Below are 20,206 nucleotides of genomic sequence, written 5' to 3' on the forward strand. Positions count from 1 at the left end.
TCACCGTATCAGATAGAGCGCGGGATAGAGGAAGACCCAGATCACGTCGACCAGATGCCAGTAGAGGCCCGCGACCTCCACCACCACCGCCCGTTCCGGCAGCTGCAGGCGGCCGAGGCCGATCCTGAGGGCAAGGCCCGCAAGCAGCACCACGCCGATGCTGACATGGATCGCATGCAGCCCGGTCGCGATCATGTAGAGGTTCATGAACAGCCGGTCGACCGGGCCCGACAGGCCGTCCGACATCCCCCTGAACGGCAGCAGCCCTTCCTCTGCCTCCATCCCCCATTCCATACCCTTGACGCCCAGGAACAGAAGCCCGGTCAAAGCCGCGCCCAGAAGCAGCATCCAGCCGAGCCGCACCCGCCCGGCCCGTGCCGCCCGCACCGCCACGGCGACCGCCAGGCTGGAGGTCAGCAGAATGGCGGTATTGGCGGCCCCGATGAACAGATGCAGGCGCCTCGAGGCCGCGACCACCTCGTGCGGGTGCAGGCCGCGGACCACATAGATCGCCGCAAACAGCCCGCCGAACAGCATGATCTCGGTGCCCAGGAAGACGAACATGCCCATCAGATCGGCGGTACGCTGCTGGGCGGGCCGGGCATAGGGGTCGTGCAACCGGACGTTTTCAGCCATGTTTCGGCCCCTTCATCTCCACCTCATAGCCGTCATAGGGGCCTTCCGAGACCACGGGCGGCGGGTAGAAATTGTGCTTGGGCGGCGGCGAGGCCACCGTCCATTCCAGCCCGGTGACGCCCCAGGGGTTCGGGCCCGCCGGCCGGCCATGGCGCAGCGACCAGAACAGATAAGCGAAGGGCATGACATAGGCGACCGCCAGGATCGAGGCGCCGGTGGTCGACATGATGTGCAGCACCTGAAAGGCCGGGTCATAGCTGTGGTAGCGCCGCGGCATGCCCAGATAGCCCAGGATGAATTGCGGGAAGAAGGTGAGGTTGAAGCCCAGGAAGATGAACACGGCCGACAGCGTGCCCCAGAGCCGGGGATAGATCCGGCCGGTGATCTTGGGCCACCAGAAATGCAGCGCACCGAAATAGGCCGAGACCGTGCCGCCGACCATGATGTAGTGGAAATGCGCCACCACGAAATAAGTGTCGTGGAGATGCACGTCGATCGCCAGCATGGCCAGGATCAGCCCGGTCAACCCGCCCAGAACGAACAGGCCGATGAAGCCGGCCGCAAAGAAGAAGGGCGGGTCGAGCGCGATATGGCCTTTGTAGAGCGTCGCCGTCCAGTTGTAGACCTTGATCGCCGACGGCACCGCGACCACGATGCTGAGGAAGGAAAACACCGCGCTTGCATACATCGACTGGCCGGCCACGAACATATGATGGCCCCAGACCAGAAAGCCGATGATCGCGATCGCCATGGACGATCCGGCGACGAACCAGTAGCCGAAGACCGGCTTGCGCGCGGTGGCGGCGACCAGCTCGCTCACCACCCCCATGGCCGGCAGAACCATGATGTAGACCGCCGGGTGGCTGTAGAACCAGAACAGGTGCTGGAACAGCAGCGGGTCGCCCCCCAGCGCCGGATCGAACACGCCCAACCCGAACAGCCGTTCGGCTGCGATCAGCACCAGGGCGATCGACAGCACCGGCGTCGCCAGCACCAGAATGATCGAGGTCGCATAATGCGACCAGACGAACAGCCTGAGCCGCCCCCAGGTCATGCCCGGCGCCCGCAGCTTATGGACGGTGACGATGAAATTGAGCCCGGTCAGAATCGAGGAAAAGCCGACGATGAACACCGCCACCGCCACCAGCACGACATTGCCGTTGGCGAACATCGACGACAGCGGCGTGTAGAAGGTCCAGCCGGTATCGACCCCGCCGGTGATCAGCACCACCAGCGTGAACAGCCCGCCCAGCATGTAGATGTACCAGCTGATCAGGTTCAGCCGCGGGAAAGCCAGGTCGCGCGCCCCGATCATCAGCGGCAGCAGGAAATTGCCGAAGGTGTTGGGAATGGACGGGATCAGGAAGAACCAGACCATGATCACGCCGTGCAACGTGAAGGCCCGGTTATAGCCCTCATTGCTCAGAAGATCGCCCTCGGGCGTCAGCAGATCCGCCCGCACCAGAGCCGCGGCCGCCCCGCCCACGAAAAAGAACAGGGTGACCGAGATCATGTAGAGGATCGCGATCCGCTTGTGATCGGTGGTGAACAGCCACGAGCGCAGCGTGTGCCCCGCCCCCAGATAGCTTGCCCGTTCGGTCGCGGTGGTCGCGGTCATGGTCCGTCCTTCCAGCCCTGGCGCCGCAGCGACTTGATATAGGCCACCAGCTTCATCACCTGCTCTTCGTCCAGCAGGTTGCGGAAGGTCGGCATGATCCGCGGATAGCCGGCGGCGATCTCGGATTGCGGCAGCAGGATCGAGTCGCGGATATAGCGGTCGTCGGCGGTGATCACCCGGCCGTCATCCAGCGGTACGGGGCTGCCATAGAGCCCGTCGAGCGGCGGCGCATGAACCGTCGAACCCGGCCCGTGGCAGCCGCTGCAGCCCAGCGTGCGGAACAGCTGCGCCCCCTGTTCGGCAAGGGAGGGGTCCAGATCCGACTGCGCCAGCCAGCGGGCATAATCGGCCGGGCGCATCACCACCAGCCGGCCGCCCATGGTGGAATGATCGGTGCCGCAGAATTCGGCGCAGGTCAGCCGATAGGTTCCCGGGCGGTCGGCGGTGAACCACAGGCTGGTATAGCGCCCCGGCACCACATCGCGCTTCAGGCGCAGCGCCGGCACATAAAGGCTGTGGATCACGTCCTGCGAGGCCATATTCAGCCGCACCGGCGTCCCCGCCGGCACGTGCAGCTCGTCGATCTCTCGCTGACCGCCCGGATGCTGGACCTTCCACATCCACTGCTTGGCCACCAGGTTGATTTCCAGCGCGTCGTCGGGCGGCTCGTAGAGGTCGATATAGCTGCTGGTCGACCAGACGTAGAAGATCAGGATCAGAAGGAAGGGGATCAGCGCCCACGAGGTCTCCAGCCAGACATTCCGGTCGGGGGCATGGCGGCGGTCGACCTTGCGGCCGCGGCGATAGCGGATGGCGAACACCACCAGCAACAGGAAGACCGGCACCGACAGGGCCGCGATCAACAGGCTGAAGGCCAGGGCCAGCCGGTCGATTTCGGCCGCATGGGCCGAGGCCTCGGTGATCCAGGGGGCAAGCGAGGCGGTCATGAGCGCGGCCCTCCGCTCCGTCGGCGCCGTTCGCGCAGCACCGCAAGGCCGATCAGCCCCGCCCCCGCCAGAACCGTGGCGCTGCCGCCGATCCTGAGCGCCCACGACACCAGCGAGCCATAGCGGCCGGTCTTCGGATCGTAGTGATAGCAGAGCAGCAGCAGCTGATCGCCCCAGTCGCCGAGCCGCCCCTCCCCGGCCTCGGTCAGGGCCAGCGACAGATCGGTCGGCTCCGGCGCCACACCATAAAGCCAGCGGGCCAGGCGGCCATCGGCCGTCAGCACCGCCACGGCGGCGACATGGGCGTATTGCCCGATACTCTCGTCCCAGGCATAGCGGAAGCCCAGCGCATCGGTCACGGCGCGGATCTGCGCGGCCTGGCCGGTCAGGGCCGCCATGGCGCCATGGCCGAGATCCGGGAAGCCCTGCGTCAGCTCGTCCAGGCTGGCCCGGGCGGTCTCCGGCCCCTCATGCGGGTCGATGCCGAAGGCGACCACCGCGAAGTCCCGGCCGGCCGTGTAGTCCTGCGCCTGAATGGCACGGGCCAGGCCGGCCATGGTCACGCCGCAGATGTTCGGACAGTCGTGCAGCACCGGCGCCAGCAGGATCGGCCGGCCCCCGCCCAGCTCGCCCAGGGTGACGCGCGCGCCGGTCTGGTCGCGGAAGGCCAGATCCAGCGGCACACGCGCCCCGGGCTTCGGATCGATACCCGCCCGGTCGAAGGGGTCGAAGGGGGCCTGGGCGCCGGCCGGCAGGGCGGCGAGGATCAGGGTCAGCAGAATGGCGGCAAGGCGGATCATGGCGTCGTCCTTTCCCCCTGCCCCCGGTCTGGCGCGGGGTGAGCGGGATGGGCGGGCCAGCCGCGGGTCGCCAGAATCTGCATCGCCCGGTCGATCGGGATATGCGCCCGCCGGCCGGGGCCGTCGATCCAGCGATAGCCCTGAAGCTTTGCCGCGGCCGCGGCTTCCACCGCCGCACGTTCGCGGCGCGGATCGACCTGAAGGCGCGGTCCCGCGGGGCCCGGCCGGGTATCGCCGATCGCCTGCGTCTGTTCCGGCCCCAGCCTGGGGGTCAGCAGCAGCACCAGTCCGGCCACCAGCGCCGCCGAGAGTGCAATCCCGGCGAAGAGCCCGATCACGGCACGCACCACACCGCGTGCGGGCACGTCCCGCGGTTCGAAACCCGGCCCGACGCCCCTGTCGTCGCGGCCCGTCCGGTCCTGATGGTTCTGCGGGGTGGCGGTCATGGCCGGTCCTCCGCGTCGCGGCGCGCCCTCAGCCGGGCGGCGCGCGCAAGCAGCGCCGGCAGAACCAGCCCCGCCAGCAGCCCGATGCCCGCAAAGCTGAGCCCCGCCACCACGAAGATCGCGCCCGAGGGCGCCCCCGCCCGTCCCGCCGTGACCGGCAGCACCAGCCAGGCCATCTCCAGCATCCGGCCGGCCAGCACCGCGATCGCAAGCCCGGTCAGCCAGCGCCGATGGTGGCGGACCGGCGGAAACAGAAGCAGAAGGGCGGGCACGAAGCTCAACGCCGCGACCATCCAGATCACCACCGTCCAGATCCCGTCCGCGCGATGCTGATACCAGAGCACGCTGTCGGGCAGATCATCGGACCAGCTGATGAAGTACTGCATGAAGGCGAAATAGATCCAGAGCAGCAGGGCCGAGAGCAGCAGCCCGCCCAGAATACCCGGCTGCGCCGCGCCGCCGCCCCTGCGCAACCTGATGAGAATCGCCACCGCCAGTGCCGAGGCGGCCTGGATCGACAGCACATAGAGCCCGAAACCCGAGGAATGAAATCCCGGCTCCAGCGACATCAGCCAGTCGACCGCGAACATGGTGTGCAGCAGGGTGACGAGGATCAGCCCGCCGGCCGGTATGGCGACCGGCCGGCGCCGGGCAAGCAGCAGCAGGGCCGCAAAGCCGGTCACCACCGCCAGAAAGATCACCGTCCGCAGGGCGAAGAACCAGGGGGTGAGATAGAGGGTGCGGAAACCGGTCCGCTCGGGCCCCGACACCCAGGGATCGACCGCACCGGGCATGATCAGCAGCGGCAGGGCGGCAAGCACCATCAGCGGCAACAGCAGCAGCATCGCCTCTCCCGGCCCGCTCAATTCCTGGCGCCAGCTGCCGGGGATGATCCGGATCATCATGACCAGCACCAGCGCGCCCAGCGGCAGCCCCGACCAGAAGGCCAAGGCGGCGAGCCAGCCGGCCAGCACCGCCGGCTCTGCGATCATCCAGCCGAGGGAGACGAGGATCAGGGCCAGGGCCAGTATCCAGGAGCCGCGGATCCGGCCTCTGGCCGCGCGGGTCGTGTTGGGGGCGGGGGTCGTGTTGGAGGCGGGGGTCGTGTTGGGGGCGGGGGTCGTGTTGGGGGCGGGGGTCGTGTTGGGGGTGGGTGTCATGGCGCCCCCTCCGCCAGACGGGCCAGATCCTGGTCGTCCAGCAGTCCGGCCGGCGCATCCTGGCTGAGTTGCAGCGCCCGGATATAGGCCGCGATCGCCCAGCGATCGGCCGGGGCGACCCGGTCGGCATAGGAAAACATCACCCCATGGCCGCGGGTGATGACGTCGACCACATGGCTGTCGGGCGCCCCTCGCAGCCGTGCGATATGAAAGCTCGGCGGCTCCGGGAAGCCGCGCGCCGGCACGATGCCCCGGCCATAGCCGGCCTGGTCGTGGCAGGGTGTGCAGTAGATTTCGTACCGCTCCCGGCCACGGACGAGCAGCTCCATGCTCATCTCCGGCCGGGTGTTCAGGGCCGCAAGCGGCACCTCGTCGCCCCGCGCCATGGTGCCGGCCGGCGGCGCCTGGCGGGATTTGCCGTCGGCGAACAACCCGCTCGGCTCGTAGGAATCATAGCGCGGCTGGTAGCTCATCTCGTCGCACGAGGGCAGAAGGGCAAGCGCGGCCGCCAGCAGGACCAGGCGTTTCATTCCGGCGCCTCCCCCTGCAGCACATCCTCGATGCCGATCGGCGTCAGCGCCTCCAGCGCAGCCCGGGTGGCTGCCGGGTCGAAGCGGTCGTCATCGGCATAGACCACCAGAAAGAACCGGTCGGTGCTGGCCATGTGGAAGGCGGGCACGTCGAACAGCGGATGATGCAGCCGCGGCAGGCGGTTGAGCAGCAGCATGGCGCCGATCCCCGCCAGCACCGCAAACAGCACCATCAGCTCGAAGGTGATCAGCATGAAGGCCGGGTTCGAGATCAGCGGCCGGCCGCCGATATCGATCACATAGTCGAGATTGGTATAGACCTGCATGCCATAGCCCGTGGCGGCCCCCAGCACGCCGCCGGCAAAGGTGGCCCAGGCGATGCGGTTGTCCCGGAAGTCCAGCATCTCGGCCAGCCCCTCGATCGGGAACGGGGTATGGGCCTCCATCCGCCGATAGCCCTGGTCGCGCAGGCGGCGGATGCCGTCCTTCAGCCGGTCGGGATCGTCGAACTGCGCGATCATGCCGAAGACATTGCCGGCGGGGGCGGGTTCACGCATTCCGGCGCGCCTCCTTTTCTTCCAGCGCGGCCTCGTTCACCTCGAAGGCCGAAATCACCGGCAGGGCGCGGACGAACAGCAGGAAGGGCACCAGAAAGACGCCGAGCATGCCGGCGAACAGGGCCCATTCCCAGAAACTCGCGTGGTATTCGCCCCAGGACGAGACCAGCCAATCGCGATAGAGCGAGCTGACCAGCAGCATGTAGCGCTCGAACCACATGCCGATCGCGACCGACAGGCCGATCAGGAACAGCGCGGTCGGGCTGCTGCGCAGGCGGCGGAACCAGAGCAGCTGCAGCGGCACGAAATTGCCGATCACGGCGCCCCAATAGCTCCAGGCATAGGCGCCGGTCAGCCGATCGGTCAGGGTGCGGATTTCGTGTTCGCGGCCGGAATAGAGCACGTCGAACACTTCGGCACAGTAGCCATAGGCGGTCATCATGCCGGTTGCGAGCAGCAGTTTGCCCAGCAGGTCCAGATGCCGCGGCCGGACCAGATTGCCGAGCCCGAGCGCATGGCGCAGCACCACGGCGATCATCGAGACCACGGCAAAGCCCGAAAAGGCCGCGCCCAGCACGAAATAGGGCGGGAAGACCGTGGAGGCCCAGCCGGGGATCGGCCCTGCGGCAAAGAGCAGCGAGATTTCGGAATGGACCGACACCACCAGCGGCACGGCGATGGCGGCGGTCAGCCGATAGGCCTGCCGCCAGCGTGTCCAATGCCGGGCGGAGCCCCGCCAGCCCAGCGCCAGCAGGCCGTAGAACACCTGCTGGCGACGCTTGCGCGCCCGGTCGCGGGTGGCGGCCAGATCGGGCACGATGCCGATATACCAGAAGGCGACCGAAACCGTCAGATAGGTCAGCACCGCGAAGAAATCCCAGGCCAGCGGGCTTTTGAACTGCGGCCAGACCTCCATGGTGTTGGGATAGGGAAAGACCCAGTAGAACCGCCAGGGCCGGCCCAGATGCAGGATCGGGTAAAGCCCGGCGCAGATCACCGCGAACAGGGTCATCGCCTCGGCAAAGCGGTTCAGCGAATTGCGCCAATGGGCGTTGAGCAGCAGCAGCAGGGCCGAGATCAGGGTGCCGGCATGGCCGATGCCCAGGAACCAGACGTAATTGGCGATGGCGAGGCCCCAGTTGACCGGGATGTTGTTGCCCCAGACCCCCACGCCGTACAGAAACAGCACCCCCGCCGCCACCAGGAAGGTGGCGAAGAGCAGCAGCGCCACGCCGAAACAGATCCACCAGGCCCGCGGCGCCGGATAGTGCAGCGGGATGCCGGTGACCTCTGCCGTCACCGCCGCATAGGGGCTGCGGGCGCCGCCGGTCGCGTCGCTCATCCTGCACCCTCCCCCTCGCTGCCCTCCCTGCTCTCACCCGGCCCCGTCTCACCCGGTCCCGTCTCATCAGGCTCCTCGATCCGGGCCAGATAGGTGGTGCGGGGCCAGGTATTGGCTTCTTCCAGCAGGGCGTAGTTGCGGGGTCCGGTCTTCTGCCGGGTCACCTCGGCATCGGGGTCGGCGATGTTGCCGAAGGTGATCGCCCGGGTGGGGCAGGCCTGCTGGCAGGCGGTCACCACCTCGCCATCGCCGATCGGCCGGCCGTCGATCTTGGCCTTGATCCGGGCATCGCTGATCCGCTGGACGCAATAGGTGCACTTCTCCATCACGCCACGGTCGCGCACCGTGACGTCGGGATTGCGCATCGCCCTCAGCTCTTCCGGATCGTCACCGGTATAGTCGAACCAGTTGAACCGCCTGACCTTGTAGGGACAGAAGGACGAGCAGGTGCGGGTGCCGATGCAGCGGTTGTAGATCTGGACGTTCAGCCCCTCGGAACTGTGCACCGTGGCATTGACCGGGCAGCCCATCTCGCAGGGCGCCTGTTCGCAATGCATGCAGGGGACGGGCTGGAAATAGGCGCGTGGTTCCGCGGGGTCGCCCTCGTGGTAGTGGTCGACCCGCAGCCAATGCATCTCCCGGCCTTCGGCGACGAGATCCTCGCCCACCATGGCGACATTGTTTTCGGCGACACAGGCGACCACGCAGGCATTGCAGCCGATGCACAGATCCAGATCGATCGCCATCGCCCAGGACGGGCCGTCGCCGCTCTCCCGCACAGGGTAGAAGGTCGGCGCCCGGGCCCGTTCCGCTTCGGCCGCCTTCGGTCCCGGTGTTGCGCGGTGGTGGGAAATGTCCTGCGCATCGGGCGGCACGGTGCGGACGAAATCGAACCCGTCCATCGCCTGATGGGCCTGGGTGGTCGCGATCCGTCGGCTGGCGCCCGTCGCCTGAAGCCGGGCCTCTTCCACATGCCAGCTTTCGCCATGCGGGCGGATGGCAAAGGCGTCATAGCCGATCCCCTGCCCCACCCGGCCGGCCTTGCGCCGGCCATAGCCGAAGGTGACCGACACCGTATCGGCCTCCTGCCCGGGCGTGATCCAGACAGGGCCCTGCAGGCTGCGGCCCGTGGCGGACAGCGTCACCATATCGCCGCCCTTCAGCCCGCGTGCCGCGGCAAGTGCCGGGCTGATCCCGATCACATTGGTCCAGGTCACCTTGTTCGCGGGCTTCGGCGTCTCCTGCAGCCAGGCATTGTCGGCGAAGCGGCCGTCCCAGATGGTGGGGTCGGGGCCGAAGACCACGCTCAACCCGTCGACCACCGGTTCATCCGCCACGGCCGGCGGGTCGATCACGGCATCGGGCCTCACCTCCGGTGCTGCCGTGCCCTCGACCAGACCGGCGAGCAAGGCTGCCCGCCAGCGGTCTTCGAAGGCCGCGCCCCAGCGCTGCCGCCAGGTCTCCATCACCCAGGCGCGCTCCGGCGGCTCGGCACCGCCGGGCAGGATGCCGGTCAACCCGGCGAGCACCCGGTGCCGGCCACGTACATCGTGGAAGGGCCGCACCAGCGGCTGGATGATGCTGACGGTGCCATCCACCGCCCGGGCATCGCTCCAGCTTTCCAGCTCGTGGGCCAGCGGCAGATGCCAGCCGGCGATGGCGGCGGTCTCGTCGACATGCAGCCCGGCATGGATGATGGTGCCCACCTGCGCCGCCGCCTCGCCGAAGCCGCTGCCGGCCGGGGCGGCATAGGCCGGATTGGCGCCCAGTACCGCCAATGTCGTCACCCGCCCGGCCGCCATGTCGTCGACCAGTTGGTCGAAGGAGGTGGGCTGGTCGAAGGAGGTGGACCCGGCGGGCGGCAGGGCCGCGACCGGTTCGGTGAAGCGCAGCGTCTGCCCCAGGGCGCCGGTCCGGGCATTGACCAGAAAGGCCAGGGCCTGCACCTCCGCGGGATGGCGGGGCCCCACCGTGAACAGCCCGCGCGGGCCCGCGGCGGCAAGCGCCCGGGCCGCACGCATCGCCCAGTCCCTTTCCCGGGCCGTCAGCGCGGGCCCGGTCGCCGGCACCTCGCCCACACCCAGTTCTGCGGCGATGGTCACCGCCAGACTGCCGATCCGCCGCGCCGGCGTCACCAGCCGGGCATCGGCCCGGGTGCCGGTCAGCGAGGGCACGGGCTCTGCCACCATCAGCCGGCTGTCGCCTGCCCCCGCCTGAAAGTCCCGCCGCCGCTCCGCCCAGCGCCGCGCCGTCACGATCTGATGCGGCCCGGGCCCCAGCAGGTCGTCATCCAGCGCCACGACCACCTCTGCCGCCTCCAGCGCCGGCTGGCGGTCGAGCGGCCGGCCGAAGGCAAGCGCCGCCGCCCGGCGCGGGCCATCCTCGGCCAGCGGCTCGAACACATGCCAGCGCGCGCCCGGCCAGCGCGCGTGCATCGCCCCGATCTGCCGGGCCAGTGTCGGGGACGTGACGGTCCCGGTCAGCAGGCGGAAGCCCTCCCCGCCGGTCCCATCCAGCAGTGAAGCGAGGCGCGCCAGCGCGCGGTCGACCTCTGCCCAGGTCACCGGCCGCCCGTCCCGCAACGGCGCGGCCGACCGGTCGGGGTCATAGAGGTCGAGCAGGGCGGCCTGCAGAAACGGATCGGTGCCGCCCCGGGTCGCCGGATGGTCGGGATTGCCCTCCAGCTTCACCGGCCGGCCGACATGGGTCTTGCCCAGCACCGGCTGGGCATAACCGCACAGCGTCACCGCCGTCGCGTACCAGCGCGGCTCACCCGGCACCATGAATTCGGGCGCATTCACATAGGGCAGCGCCGCCTCGTCGCTCTCGCCCTCGCAGCCGGTGAAGCCGGCAAGGGCCAGCGAGGCGGCCATGGCCTTCAGAACCGATCGGCGGTCCACCTCGGGCATCAGCCTGGCGAAACCGGGAAACTCGGTCGCCACCGCCTCGCGGAAACCGGGGGCTGCGGTCAACTCGTCCAGGCTGCGCCAGAACACACGGCCGGTCTTGCCGTGCAGCTGCCCCCTCAGCCGGGCCGCCGCATCCGTCGCATCCGTCTTCGGGGTGTCACCGGTGGCAGACATCGCAATCGTCGAGCTTCGCAGGCTCGATGCCATAGACCTTGATCATCATCTCGCCATACAGGGCATGGCGTTCGGGGTGGGCGTCCCATTCGGACCAGTCCATCCGGGTCACCTGATCGGGCGGTCTCAACCGCGGGGCGGGATCGCGATGACAGTCCAGGCACCAGCGCATCTGGAAGGGCTCGGCCCGTGCGGTCAGCGGCATCCGGTCGACCCGGCCATGGCAGGTGACGCAGGGCACTCCCCGGTCGATATGGATCGCGTGGTTGAAATAGACGTAATCGGGCAGCCGTGCGACGCGCTGCCAGGCGATCGGCCGGCCCGTGGCCAGGCTGTCGCGCACCGGCGCCAGCACCGGCGCACCGGTCCAGAGTTGGGAATGGCAGGTCATGCAGACATGGGTCGGCGGCAGATCGGCATGTTCGCTGGTCTCCACGGCCGTGTGGCAATAGCGACAGTCGATCCCCAGCCCGCCGACATGATGTTCGTGGCTGAACGGTACCGGCTGGTCCCGGACCCAGCCGATCAGCGTCGCATAGCTCGACTCCATGTATCCCCCGATGAACAGAACGGCGCCGACGGCGGCAAGGGCGACCAGAAGCAGCGCGGCCCTGAGCCGTGTATCGGCCGATTTGGTGAAAATCTGCGGCATTGCGCCCCTGCCCTCTTCGTCCGGCGGCAGCCTTGCCCCCTGCTGCCGAACAAGTGGTTGCAGTCTCGAAAGCCCCGAGCTGCCGATCGGTTCCGCATCAATCTGTCCCGGAACAGGAAAGCGGACGGCCGGTTGCCGATGCGTCTGCCCCAACCAAACCATCGGAGCCGCCGACGTGCTCTCGCTCTTCCAGCTTCTCGCCAGCCTGTTGACCGTCACCGCCGTCTTCGCCTGGCTGAACCACCGCATTTTCCGCCTGCCCGCGAATATCGGCCTGCTGGTGATGGGGCTGGGCGCCTCGCTGCTGCTGATCGCGATCGAGCTGCTCTTCCCGGAAACCCATCTCTACGGCGCGCTGACGCAGGGGCTCCGTCAGATCGATTTCTATGAAGCGGTGATGCACGGCATGCTGGCCTTCCTGCTGTTTGCAGGTGCGCTGCATGTCGACCTCGGCCGGCTGCGCCGGCGGGCGCCGGTGGTCGGGGTGCTGGCGACGGTCGGCGTCGGCATCTCGACGCTGATCATCGCGGGCGGGTTGTGGGCCGGGGCGGCGGCGCTCGGCATCGATATCGCCTTCGCCTGGGCCCTGGTCTTCGGTGCGCTGATCGCCCCGACCGACCCGGTGGCGGTGCTCTCCACCCTCAAAGCCGTCGACGTGCCCGAAACGCTCGAGACCGACATGACCGGCGAGGCCCTGTTCAACGACGGCATCGCCGTGGTGCTGTTCACCATCACACTCGAAGCCGCGACCGGCCCGTCGGAGGGGTTCGGCGTCTCCCACATCCTCCGGCTGCTGGTGGTGGAAGCGGGTGGCGGGGCAGCACTCGGTCTCGCCACCGGTTTCCTGGCCTTTCGGGCGCTCAGGGCCATCGACGACTATTCGATTGAGGTGATGATCTCGCTGGCGCTCGTCACCGGTACCTACGCCCTTGCCGACATGCTGCAGATGAGCGGCCCGATTTCGGTGGTGGTGGCCGGCGTGCTGATCGGCAATCACGGCGCCGCCGACGCGATGAGTGCCCAGACCCGCCGCTATGTCTTCGGTTTCTGGACGCTGGTCGACGACACGCTCAACGCGGTGCTGTTCCTGCTGATCGGGCTGGAAGTTCTGGTGCTGGGCTTCGATCCGGACCTCGCCTGGATCGGGCTGGTGGCGATCCCGCTGGCCCTGCTGGCCCGCTTCGCCTCGGTCGGCCTGCCGGTCGCGGTGCTGGCGCATTGGAAAAGCTTCGCCCGCGGTACCGTCCCGGTGCTGACCTGGGGCGGGGTGCGGGGCGGGATTTCGGTCGCCCTCGCCCTCTCGCTCCCCGCCTCGCCCGACCGGCCGGTGATCCTGGTCGCGGCCTATGCGGTGGTGCTGTTCACCATCGTCGTCCAGGGGCTCAGCCTGGACCGGGTGGTCCGCCGCACCGCCTTGCCGGACGACGCGACGGCCCCGGGGCCGGATCAGCCCGCCCCCCCGGCATCCGGCAAGGCATAGGCCATCAGATAGTCGCCGAGCCGGGTTCGCAGCCCGCCATGGCCACCGGCCGCGATCACCACATACTGGCGGCCATCATCGCCCATATAGGTCATCGGGGTCGCCTGACCGCCGGCCGGCAGCCGCGCCTCCCACAGTTTTTCGCCGGTCCGCTCGTCGAAGGCGCGCAGATACTGATCGGTGGTGGCCCCGATGAAGATCAGCCCGCTGGCGGTTGCCGTATTGCCGCCGATATTGAACACGCCGGTCGGCAGCGGCAGGTTGACATGCGTGCCGAAGGGCCCGGTATCGCGCGTGGTCCCCAGCGGCCGCTGCCACAGGATCTGACGGCTGCGAAGGTCGATCGCCACCAGCTTGCCCCAGGGCGGCGCATGACAGGGCGCCTGGAACAGGCCGAGCCAGGGTTTCACCACCGCCGCATAGGGCGTGCCGTATTGCGGCCCGACCGCGAATGCCGCCGGCTTCGGATAGGGCTGGCCGCTGTCCCATCCGGCCCAGGGTTCCATCAGCCCCTCGGCGATGGCCTGATCCTGCGGCATCGGACGCACGGTGAAGGGGATGTAGCTGGCATTGGCGATCAGTACCTGACGGGTGGGGTCGATCGTCGCCCCCTGCCAGTCCACCACGCCGTCGAAGGCGGGATAGGAAATGTCGCCACCCAGGGTCGGCGGGGTGAACCGCCCGTCATAGCGCAGCCGGCGGAAATCGATCCGGCAGAGCAACTGATCGATCGGTGTCGCCCCCCACATGTCGATCGCCTTCAGATCCGGCGGCGCCAGCGACGGCATGCCGGAAGAGACCGGCTGGGTGGCCGACAGCGTGTCGCCGGGCAACCCGTCGCCGGGCACCGGCATCTCCTCCACCCCCGTCAGCGGCTCGCCGGTGCGCCGGTCGAGCACGAAGAACTCGCCCATTTTGGTCGACTGGATCAGTGCCGGCACCGTGCCGTTCGCGGTGGGCAGATCGACCAGCGACGGCCCGATCGGCAGGTCGAAGTCCCAGACGTCGTGATGGACGGTCTGGAAATGCCAGCGCTCCTTTCCGGTCTCGATGTCGAGTGCGACCAGCGCGCTTGAATAGGTCTCGTCGAACGGCCGGCGTTCGCCCCCCAATAATCCGGCGTCGCATTGCCCAGCGGCACATAAACCAGTCCCAGGCGGGCATCGGCGGTATAGCTGCCCCAGCCATTGGGCGTGCCGCGGGTGAAGCTCTCGCTCGGTTCAAGCGGCGCGGTCGGGTCGGGCCGGCCCAGATCCCAGGCCCAGGCCGGCGCGCCGGTGGTGGCGTCATAGGCGCGGATCACGCCCGACGGCTCCCCCTGGGCCTGATTGTCATAGACCCAACCGCCCAGCACGATCCGGTCCCTCAGCACCATCGGCTGCGAGGTGATGAAGTGAAAGCCGGGCGGCACCTCGCCCAGCCGGTCGGTCAGGCTGACGAACCCGCCCTCGCCGAACCCTGCGCAGGGCCGGCCGGTTTCGGCATCCAGCGCCACCATCCGGGCGTCGGCGGTGGTGGTGACGATGCGCCGTCGACAGGGCGTGCCCGCGGGTGCTTCGTAATAGGCGACACCCCGGCAGGCCAGATATTCATTGGCAGAGGTATCCGCCTCGGGGTCGAAGCGCCAGCGCTCCTGGCCCGTCTCGGGGTCGAGCGCGATCACCTGGCGGTGTGGCGTGCAGAAATAGAGCCCGTCGCCGACCTTGATCGGTGTCGCCTCGAAATTGAACTCACGCCCATTGCGGGTCTCGAAGGCCTTGGGCAGGTCGCCGCTCCGGAACTGCCAGGCGGGTTCCAGCCCGGCGACGTTTTCGGGTGTGATCTGGTCGAGCGGGGAAAAGCGCCGGCCCTCGGCCGTGCGGCCGTAATATCGCCAGTCGCCCGCGGCAACGGCGGGTGCCGGCTCCGGCACCGGGGCCACCGTCTCGGCCTCGCCGGCCTGCACATAGCGGGTCGCGGTCACGCGATAGCCGGCCGCCACCACCAGCACCACGACCAGCGCATAGCCTGCCGCCGATGCCCAGCGCCCGATCGGTCGGGGCGCCCCGTCCTTGTCTCGGCCGCCCATGTCCCGGCCGCCGTCCAGCCGCCCGGCGATCCATGGCAGGCTCAGCCAGATGCCGAGCACGGCCGGCGCAATCAGCCGCGGCACCAGTTGCCAGCCGTCGAGGCCGACCTCGGTCAGCGCCCAGACCAGGGTGGTGGCGAAGGTCAGCCCATAGATCCACAGCGCCTCGCGCCGCCGCGCCGCCACCAATGCCCCGGTCGCCACCAGGCCGATGCCGGCGATGGCGTAGTACCACACCCCGCCGAGCAGGATCAGCCAGCCGCCAAGCCCGATGAACACAAGGCCCAGCAGGATGACGAGCACCCCGGTCACGCCGGTCCAGGACGGTCTGAGCGATTGCAGTCTCATCGGAGATCCCCTCTTTCTGCGGCAGGTTCAATTCCTGCAACGGGGGCGTCCGGCGACTGTTCCGGCCGGGACGTGTCGGAACCCATCGGCCCGCCTTCCGTTGCCCCTGTACCTGGTCCGCATCACGGGAAGCGTCCGATGATCCCCACCTGGCTCCATATCCTCGCCATCCTGTCGATCGCCACAGGCCTGCTGGTCGCGATCGCCATTGCCGTCGACGAGTGGCGCCACCCCCAGCACATGTGGATCATGAATGTCGTCTGGCCGGTGACGGCGCTGTTCGGCAGTTTCCTGTCGCTCTGGGCCTATCGCCGTTATGGCCGGCTGGCCACGCGTGACCGCGCCATGGCCGCGATGAAGCGGAATGAAGACCCGCCCCATCGCCGCGAGACCCCGTTTCCGGCCATGGTCGGCAAGGGGGCGGCCCATTGCGGCAGCGGCTGCGCCCTGGGCGATCTCGCCGCCGAATGGCTGGCGGTGGCGGCACCTGTGGTCGCCACCTGGTTCGGCTGGCAGAGCCTTTTCGCCGAGAAGATGTTCGCGGTCTGGATCCTCGACTTCCTGTTCGCCTTCGTTCTGGGCGTGGCCTTCCAGTATTTCACCATCAAGCCGATGCGGCAGCTGGGCGTGGTTCAGGGGCTGCTCCAGGCGGTGAAGGCCGATGCCGCCTCGCTCACCGCCTGGCAGGTCGGCATGTACGGCTTCATGGCCCTGGCCCAGTTCCTGATCTTCCGGCAGTGGCTGGACACGAAACTTGAGGTTGCGACACCGGAATTCTGGTTCATGATGCAGATCGCCATGCTGGCGGGTTTCGCCACCGCCTATCCGGTCAATTGGTGGCTGCTGTCGCGGGGCATCAAGGAACGGATGTAGGCCGCCGGGTCGATCAGGCGGCGACCAGGGCCTCGATCGCGGCGACCGCATCGGCGACGCCGTCCTCGGCCGTCATGGCTGCGGCCAGCGCCCCGGCGCGCGCGCGCATCTCGGGCCGGCCGGCGGCGGCGATGGCGGCGTCCAGGCGGTCGGCATCCAGCCGGGCGATATCCACCGGTGGTGGCGCCACGCCGGCCCGGCGCAGACGATCGGCCCAGAAGGCATTGTCGACCGCAAACGGCACCACCACCGAGGGCACGCCGGCCCGCACCGCCGAATGGCTGGTCCCGGCCCCGCCGTGATGGATCACCACCGACATCCGCGGAAACAGCCGGTCGTGGGGCGCCTCGCCGATCACGAACACGGCGTCAGGCAGATCGCGGGGGTCGACGCGGCTCCAGCCCGGGCTGAAGACGATGCGGTGGCGACGGGCGAGCCGCGACAGCTCGCGGGTCAGCAGCCGCGGATCGATGCCCGCCATGCTGCCGAAGCCGATATAGACCGGCGGCGGCCCCGCCGACAGAAATTCCTCGAGCGCCGGCGGCGGCGTCCAGGCCGCTGCCGGCCGGACCCATTGCCCGCAGACCCGCGCCGTGACCGGCCAGTCCCCCGGCCGGGGCACCAGGCCCGGCGAAATGCCGTAGAGCATCGGATGATCCCGCCAGGCGTGGAGCCGGGGCGGCAGACCGCAGACCCTGCGGCGGGCGGCATTGGTGCTCTCGGCGAAGCCCCGCCAGAACCGCTCGTTGACCAGCCTGTGGCTCAGGCGGTTGAACGGCCGGAACACCCGCCCGGGCCTGATGAAGGGCGACGGAAAGGCCGATGTCGGCGACAGCGGAATGGTCCCGAGGCCGATGGCCGGCACTTTCAGGCATTCCGCCACCGACAGCCCGACAAAGGCGGCAAGGGCCGAGGGCAGGATGGCGTCGCTGCCGGCCGCAGCCGCCAGAACCTGCCGCATCCAGCCTTCGACCAGCGGGTTCACCACTTTTGCCGCGGCGCGCGCCGTGCCGTCCACACCGTCGGGATCGCCGACCAGGTCCGACAGCACCTCTCCAGGCTGCAGATCCTGACGGATGTCGCCCGAAAGCCCGGTCGCCGGCACGCCCAGCGCATAGGCGCTGCTCAGGGTGGACGCATCGGCAAGCAGCCGCACCCGATGACCGGCATCCATCAGCCCACGCGCCAGCACGGCCAGCGGGCGGGTGTCGCCCTCGGTGCCGTAGGTGACGATGGTGAACTTCATCGGGGGATGCCTTCGCGGGGTGCGTGGCGAATCCGGGTGACGCCCGGGCTTCGTCGCCGTATATAAATGCACGTCGTATACTTTTGTAAAGATCGGAACCGAGCAGGAGCCGGAGATGACCCGGACCCGGAGATGACAGCCGTCTCGACGCTTTCAGACCGGACGGCGGCCTCGGACGAGACGCCGGGCCCGGACGAGACGATGGCCCCGGACGAGACAATGGGCCGGCGGGAGCGCAAGCGCCGGCAGATGCTGGACCATCTGGCCCTGACCGCACAGCGCCTGTTCGCCGCGGCGGGCTATGATGCCGTCACGATGGAGCAGATCGCCGCCGAAGCCGATGTCGCCAAGCGCACGCTCTACAACCATTTCCCCACCAAGGAAGCGGTGCTGGCGCATTGGATGGACCAGGAATTCGCGCGCGAACGGGCGATGCTGCGCGCCGGCTTTTCCGGACGCGACGGCGTGACCGCGCGCCTCTCCTGGGTGCTCGACAGTTCGGCGGCCTGGTGCGAGGCCCATCCGGGCTATATGGCGGCCTATATCCGACACCGCTTCACCATTTTTGCTCAGGACGGCGCTGCACGCCCCCCCTGCACCGAGAGCGACATCACCCATGTCTGGCGCGAACTGGTCGAGGCGGGCCAGGCCGCCGGAGAGCTGACCGGCACCCTCTCCGCCGACCATCTGGCCAATGGGCTGCACCATCTCTATTTCGGCGCCATCATGCGCTGGCTCACCGAGCCCGGCCTGTCCCTCCGCGATGAATTCGCGGTCGTGGTGCGGCTGTTCATGGAGGGGGCCCGCCCCCTTCCAAGGGGCGGCTGAAAGCCGCGGCGTCAGGACAGCAGCCATGAAAAGGACTGTCTGAGCCGCGCCGTCCCGTCGGTTTCGAACCAGCGGCCATGGGCCAGGATCACCCGCTCGGGAGCCTGACCGATCATGGTCTCGACCGCCGATTTAAGCCCGGCGCGGTTGTGACGAAAAGTCAGCCGCATATCCCTGGGCATGGAGCCATGCGGCGCCAGCACCCCGCCCAGCCGGCAGGCGATGCACAGCAGCGGCGAGCCCAGCCGCTCGCGCTCGAAATTCTCGATCAGGTCGGTCAGGATCAGCGTCCGGCTGGGACGGTGAAAGAACACGATCTCGGTCATGAAATCGCCGGCAACCGGCATGGTGTCCAGCACCCCGTCCCAGGGCCAGGGCCCCGGCCCGTCCAGCGGTCGAAAGGGGCCGCGGATCCGGTCGCCCGCCTGTTCGGGGATGCGGGGCGCAAGATACACCGCGGCCTCGGGCCAGGCGGCCGCCCAGTCGGGGATCCACCAGTAATGGATGCGGTTGGGGCCGATGATCCAGGCCGGCCGGCCGATCCGGTCGATCGCGGCCCGAAGCTCCGGCGTCAGCTCGGTGGGCGAGTGCACGAACAACCGCCCGTCCGGCAGGCGGATGATGGTGGTCCGCGTCGGAAACGGGATTTTCGGCCAGGGCATGCCATAGCGGATCACCGGCCCGTCGACGATCCACACATCCTCCGCCACGGGCTTCAGCGTGAACAGCGGATCATAGGTCGCCCGCATCCTGCACCCCGCTCAGAACGAGATCGACTTGAACGCCCGGGTCTGCTCGGTCAACGCCACCTCGGTCGGCAGGCGCTCCATGGAACTCGCCCCATAGAAGCCGTGGCAGTGGCGGGCGGTCTTCAGCACATAACCGGCATCCTCGGGCATCGACACCGGCCCGCCATGGACCAGCACGATGACATCGGGATTGACCGATTGCGCAGCCGCCGCCCAGCGGTCGACCATCGCCGGGCAGTCTTCCAGCTTCACGGCGGTGTCGGCCCCGATGCTGCCGCCGGTGGTCAGCCCCAGATGGCAGACGATGATGTCGGCACCGGCTTCTGCCATGGCGACCGCATCCGCCTCGCCGAAGACATAGGGCGTGGTCAGCATGTCTTTCGCGGCCGCAAGCCGGATCATCTCCACCTCATGGGCATAGCCCATGCCGGTCTCTTCCAGGTTCTGGCGGAACACGCCGTCGATCAGCCCCACGGTCGGGAAGTTCTGCACGCCCGCGAAACCCAGCGCCTTCAGCTGGTCCAGATAGTGATCGAAGATGCAGAACGGGTCGGTGCCGTTGACGCCGGCCAGGACCGGGGTGTGCTTCACCACCGGCAGCACCTCGCGCGCCATTTCCATCACGATCTCGTTGGCATTGCCATAGGCGAGCAGGCCCGACAGCGAGCCGCGCCCGGCCATGCGATAGCGGCCGGAATTGTAGATCACGATCAGGTCGATCCCGCCGGCTTCCTCGCATTTGGCCGACAGGCCGGTCCCGGCCCCGCCGCCGATGATCGGGATCCGGTCGGCCACCATCCGGCGGAAACGGTCCATCAGCTGGCCACGATCGAAACGGGTCAT

17 protein-coding genes and 1 pseudogene are annotated in these 20,206 nt (G+C 68.6%); 3 read left to right on the top strand and 15 right to left on the bottom strand.

Features of this window, described 5'->3' with window-relative positions; all coding sequences use genetic code 11:
* From WI697_RS24905 to WI697_RS24955, 11 genes are read right to left on the bottom strand one after another with little or no spacing between them, the layout of a single operon-like run.
* Window positions 1–636, bottom strand: coding sequence for a cytochrome c oxidase subunit 3 (locus tag WI697_RS24905; protein WP_062767814.1), 636 nt, complete (start codon window positions 634–636; stop codon window positions 1–3).
* Window positions 629–2,254 carry a cytochrome c oxidase subunit I gene (locus WI697_RS24910; RefSeq protein ID WP_062767816.1) on the bottom strand — a complete coding sequence of 542 codons (1,626 nt, stop codon included), beginning with the start codon at window positions 2,252–2,254 and terminating at the stop codon, window positions 629–631. The genes WI697_RS24905 and WI697_RS24910 overlap by 8 nt, the downstream gene beginning before the upstream one ends.
* The gene (coxB, locus tag WI697_RS24915) at window positions 2,251–3,201 is read right to left on the bottom strand and encodes a cytochrome c oxidase subunit II (protein WP_062767818.1); all 951 of its coding nucleotides are present in this window, start codon (window positions 3,199–3,201) and stop codon (window positions 2,251–2,253) included. Before coxB ends, WI697_RS24910 begins: the two co-directional genes overlap by 4 nt.
* Window positions 3,198–4,001, bottom strand: coding sequence for an SCO family protein (locus WI697_RS24920; protein ID WP_062767820.1), 804 nt, complete (start codon window positions 3,999–4,001; stop codon window positions 3,198–3,200). Before WI697_RS24920 ends, coxB begins: the two co-directional genes overlap by 4 nt.
* A complete protein-coding gene (locus WI697_RS24925; RefSeq protein ID WP_345960337.1) occupies window positions 3,998–4,447 on the bottom strand; it encodes a hypothetical protein in 450 nt (149 codons plus the stop codon). The genes WI697_RS24920 and WI697_RS24925 overlap by 4 nt, the downstream gene beginning before the upstream one ends.
* A complete protein-coding gene (locus tag WI697_RS24930; RefSeq protein WP_345960338.1) occupies window positions 4,444–5,607 on the bottom strand; it encodes a hypothetical protein in 1,164 nt (387 codons plus the stop codon). Before WI697_RS24930 ends, WI697_RS24925 begins: the two co-directional genes overlap by 4 nt.
* On the bottom strand, window positions 5,604–6,137 hold the full coding sequence (locus WI697_RS24935; RefSeq protein WP_345960339.1) for a c-type cytochrome: 534 nt from the start codon (window positions 6,135–6,137) through the stop codon (window positions 5,604–5,606). The genes WI697_RS24930 and WI697_RS24935 overlap by 4 nt, the downstream gene beginning before the upstream one ends.
* Window positions 6,134–6,694 carry a DUF3341 domain-containing protein gene (locus WI697_RS24940; protein ID WP_345960340.1) on the bottom strand — a complete coding sequence of 187 codons (561 nt, stop codon included), beginning with the start codon at window positions 6,692–6,694 and terminating at the stop codon, window positions 6,134–6,136. The genes WI697_RS24935 and WI697_RS24940 overlap by 4 nt, the downstream gene beginning before the upstream one ends.
* Window positions 6,687–8,036, bottom strand: coding sequence for an NrfD/PsrC family molybdoenzyme membrane anchor subunit (nrfD, locus tag WI697_RS24945; RefSeq protein ID WP_345960341.1), 1,350 nt, complete (start codon window positions 8,034–8,036; stop codon window positions 6,687–6,689). Before nrfD ends, WI697_RS24940 begins: the two co-directional genes overlap by 8 nt.
* Complete coding sequence (locus tag WI697_RS24950) at window positions 8,033–11,119, bottom strand: TAT-variant-translocated molybdopterin oxidoreductase (RefSeq protein ID WP_345960342.1); 3,087 nt, start codon at window positions 11,117–11,119, stop codon at window positions 8,033–8,035. The genes nrfD and WI697_RS24950 overlap by 4 nt, the downstream gene beginning before the upstream one ends.
* Window positions 11,103–11,771: a cytochrome c3 family protein gene (locus WI697_RS24955; RefSeq protein WP_062767832.1), complete on the bottom strand. Its 669-nt coding sequence runs from the start codon at window positions 11,769–11,771 to the stop codon at window positions 11,103–11,105. Before WI697_RS24955 ends, WI697_RS24950 begins: the two co-directional genes overlap by 17 nt.
* Before the next feature lie 175 nt (window positions 11,772–11,946).
* Here WI697_RS24955 and WI697_RS24960 point away from each other — a divergent pair, with 175 nt between their 5' ends.
* Window positions 11,947–13,251 carry a cation:proton antiporter gene (locus WI697_RS24960; RefSeq protein ID WP_345960343.1) on the top strand — a complete coding sequence of 435 codons (1,305 nt, stop codon included), beginning with the start codon at window positions 11,947–11,949 and terminating at the stop codon, window positions 13,249–13,251.
* Here WI697_RS24960 and WI697_RS27505 read toward each other — a convergent pair.
* Window positions 13,218–15,319: pseudogene (locus WI697_RS27505) on the bottom strand (membrane-bound PQQ-dependent dehydrogenase, glucose/quinate/shikimate family). The gene WI697_RS24960 and the pseudogene WI697_RS27505 sit on opposite strands and share 34 nt — an antisense overlap.
* Before the next feature lie 486 nt (window positions 15,320–15,805).
* On the opposite strand from WI697_RS27505, the gene WI697_RS24975 reads away from it, so the two are divergent.
* Window positions 15,806–16,540 (top strand): DUF4396 domain-containing protein, encoded by a 735-nt coding sequence (locus tag WI697_RS24975; RefSeq protein WP_345960345.1) that lies wholly within the window; start codon window positions 15,806–15,808, stop codon window positions 16,538–16,540.
* Window positions 16,541–16,553: 13 nt separating this feature from the next.
* On the opposite strand, the gene WI697_RS24980 is transcribed toward WI697_RS24975, so the two are convergent.
* Window positions 16,554–17,786: a glycosyltransferase gene (locus tag WI697_RS24980; protein ID WP_345960346.1), complete on the bottom strand. Its 1,233-nt coding sequence runs from the start codon at window positions 17,784–17,786 to the stop codon at window positions 16,554–16,556.
* A 132-nt stretch (window positions 17,787–17,918) separates the two neighbouring features.
* Here WI697_RS24980 and WI697_RS24985 point away from each other — a divergent pair, with 132 nt between their 5' ends.
* Window positions 17,919–18,614 carry a TetR/AcrR family transcriptional regulator gene (locus tag WI697_RS24985; protein ID WP_385997503.1) on the top strand — a complete coding sequence of 232 codons (696 nt, stop codon included), beginning with the start codon at window positions 17,919–17,921 and terminating at the stop codon, window positions 18,612–18,614.
* An 11-nt stretch (window positions 18,615–18,625) separates the two neighbouring features.
* Here the strand turns inward: WI697_RS24985 and WI697_RS24990 are convergent, their stop codons facing one another.
* Both WI697_RS24990 and WI697_RS24995 read right to left on the bottom strand, forming a co-directional pair.
* Window positions 18,626–19,363, bottom strand: coding sequence for a DUF4336 domain-containing protein (locus WI697_RS24990; RefSeq protein WP_345960347.1), 738 nt, complete (start codon window positions 19,361–19,363; stop codon window positions 18,626–18,628).
* Between the two features lie 12 nt (window positions 19,364–19,375).
* The gene (locus WI697_RS24995; protein WP_062767846.1) at window positions 19,376–20,206 is read right to left on the bottom strand and encodes a phosphoenolpyruvate hydrolase family protein; all 831 of its coding nucleotides are present in this window, start codon (window positions 20,204–20,206) and stop codon (window positions 19,376–19,378) included.

Source organism: Tistrella mobilis (assembly GCF_039634785.1).
GTDB classification, from domain to species: Bacteria; Pseudomonadota; Alphaproteobacteria; order Tistrellales; family Tistrellaceae; genus Tistrella; species Tistrella mobilis.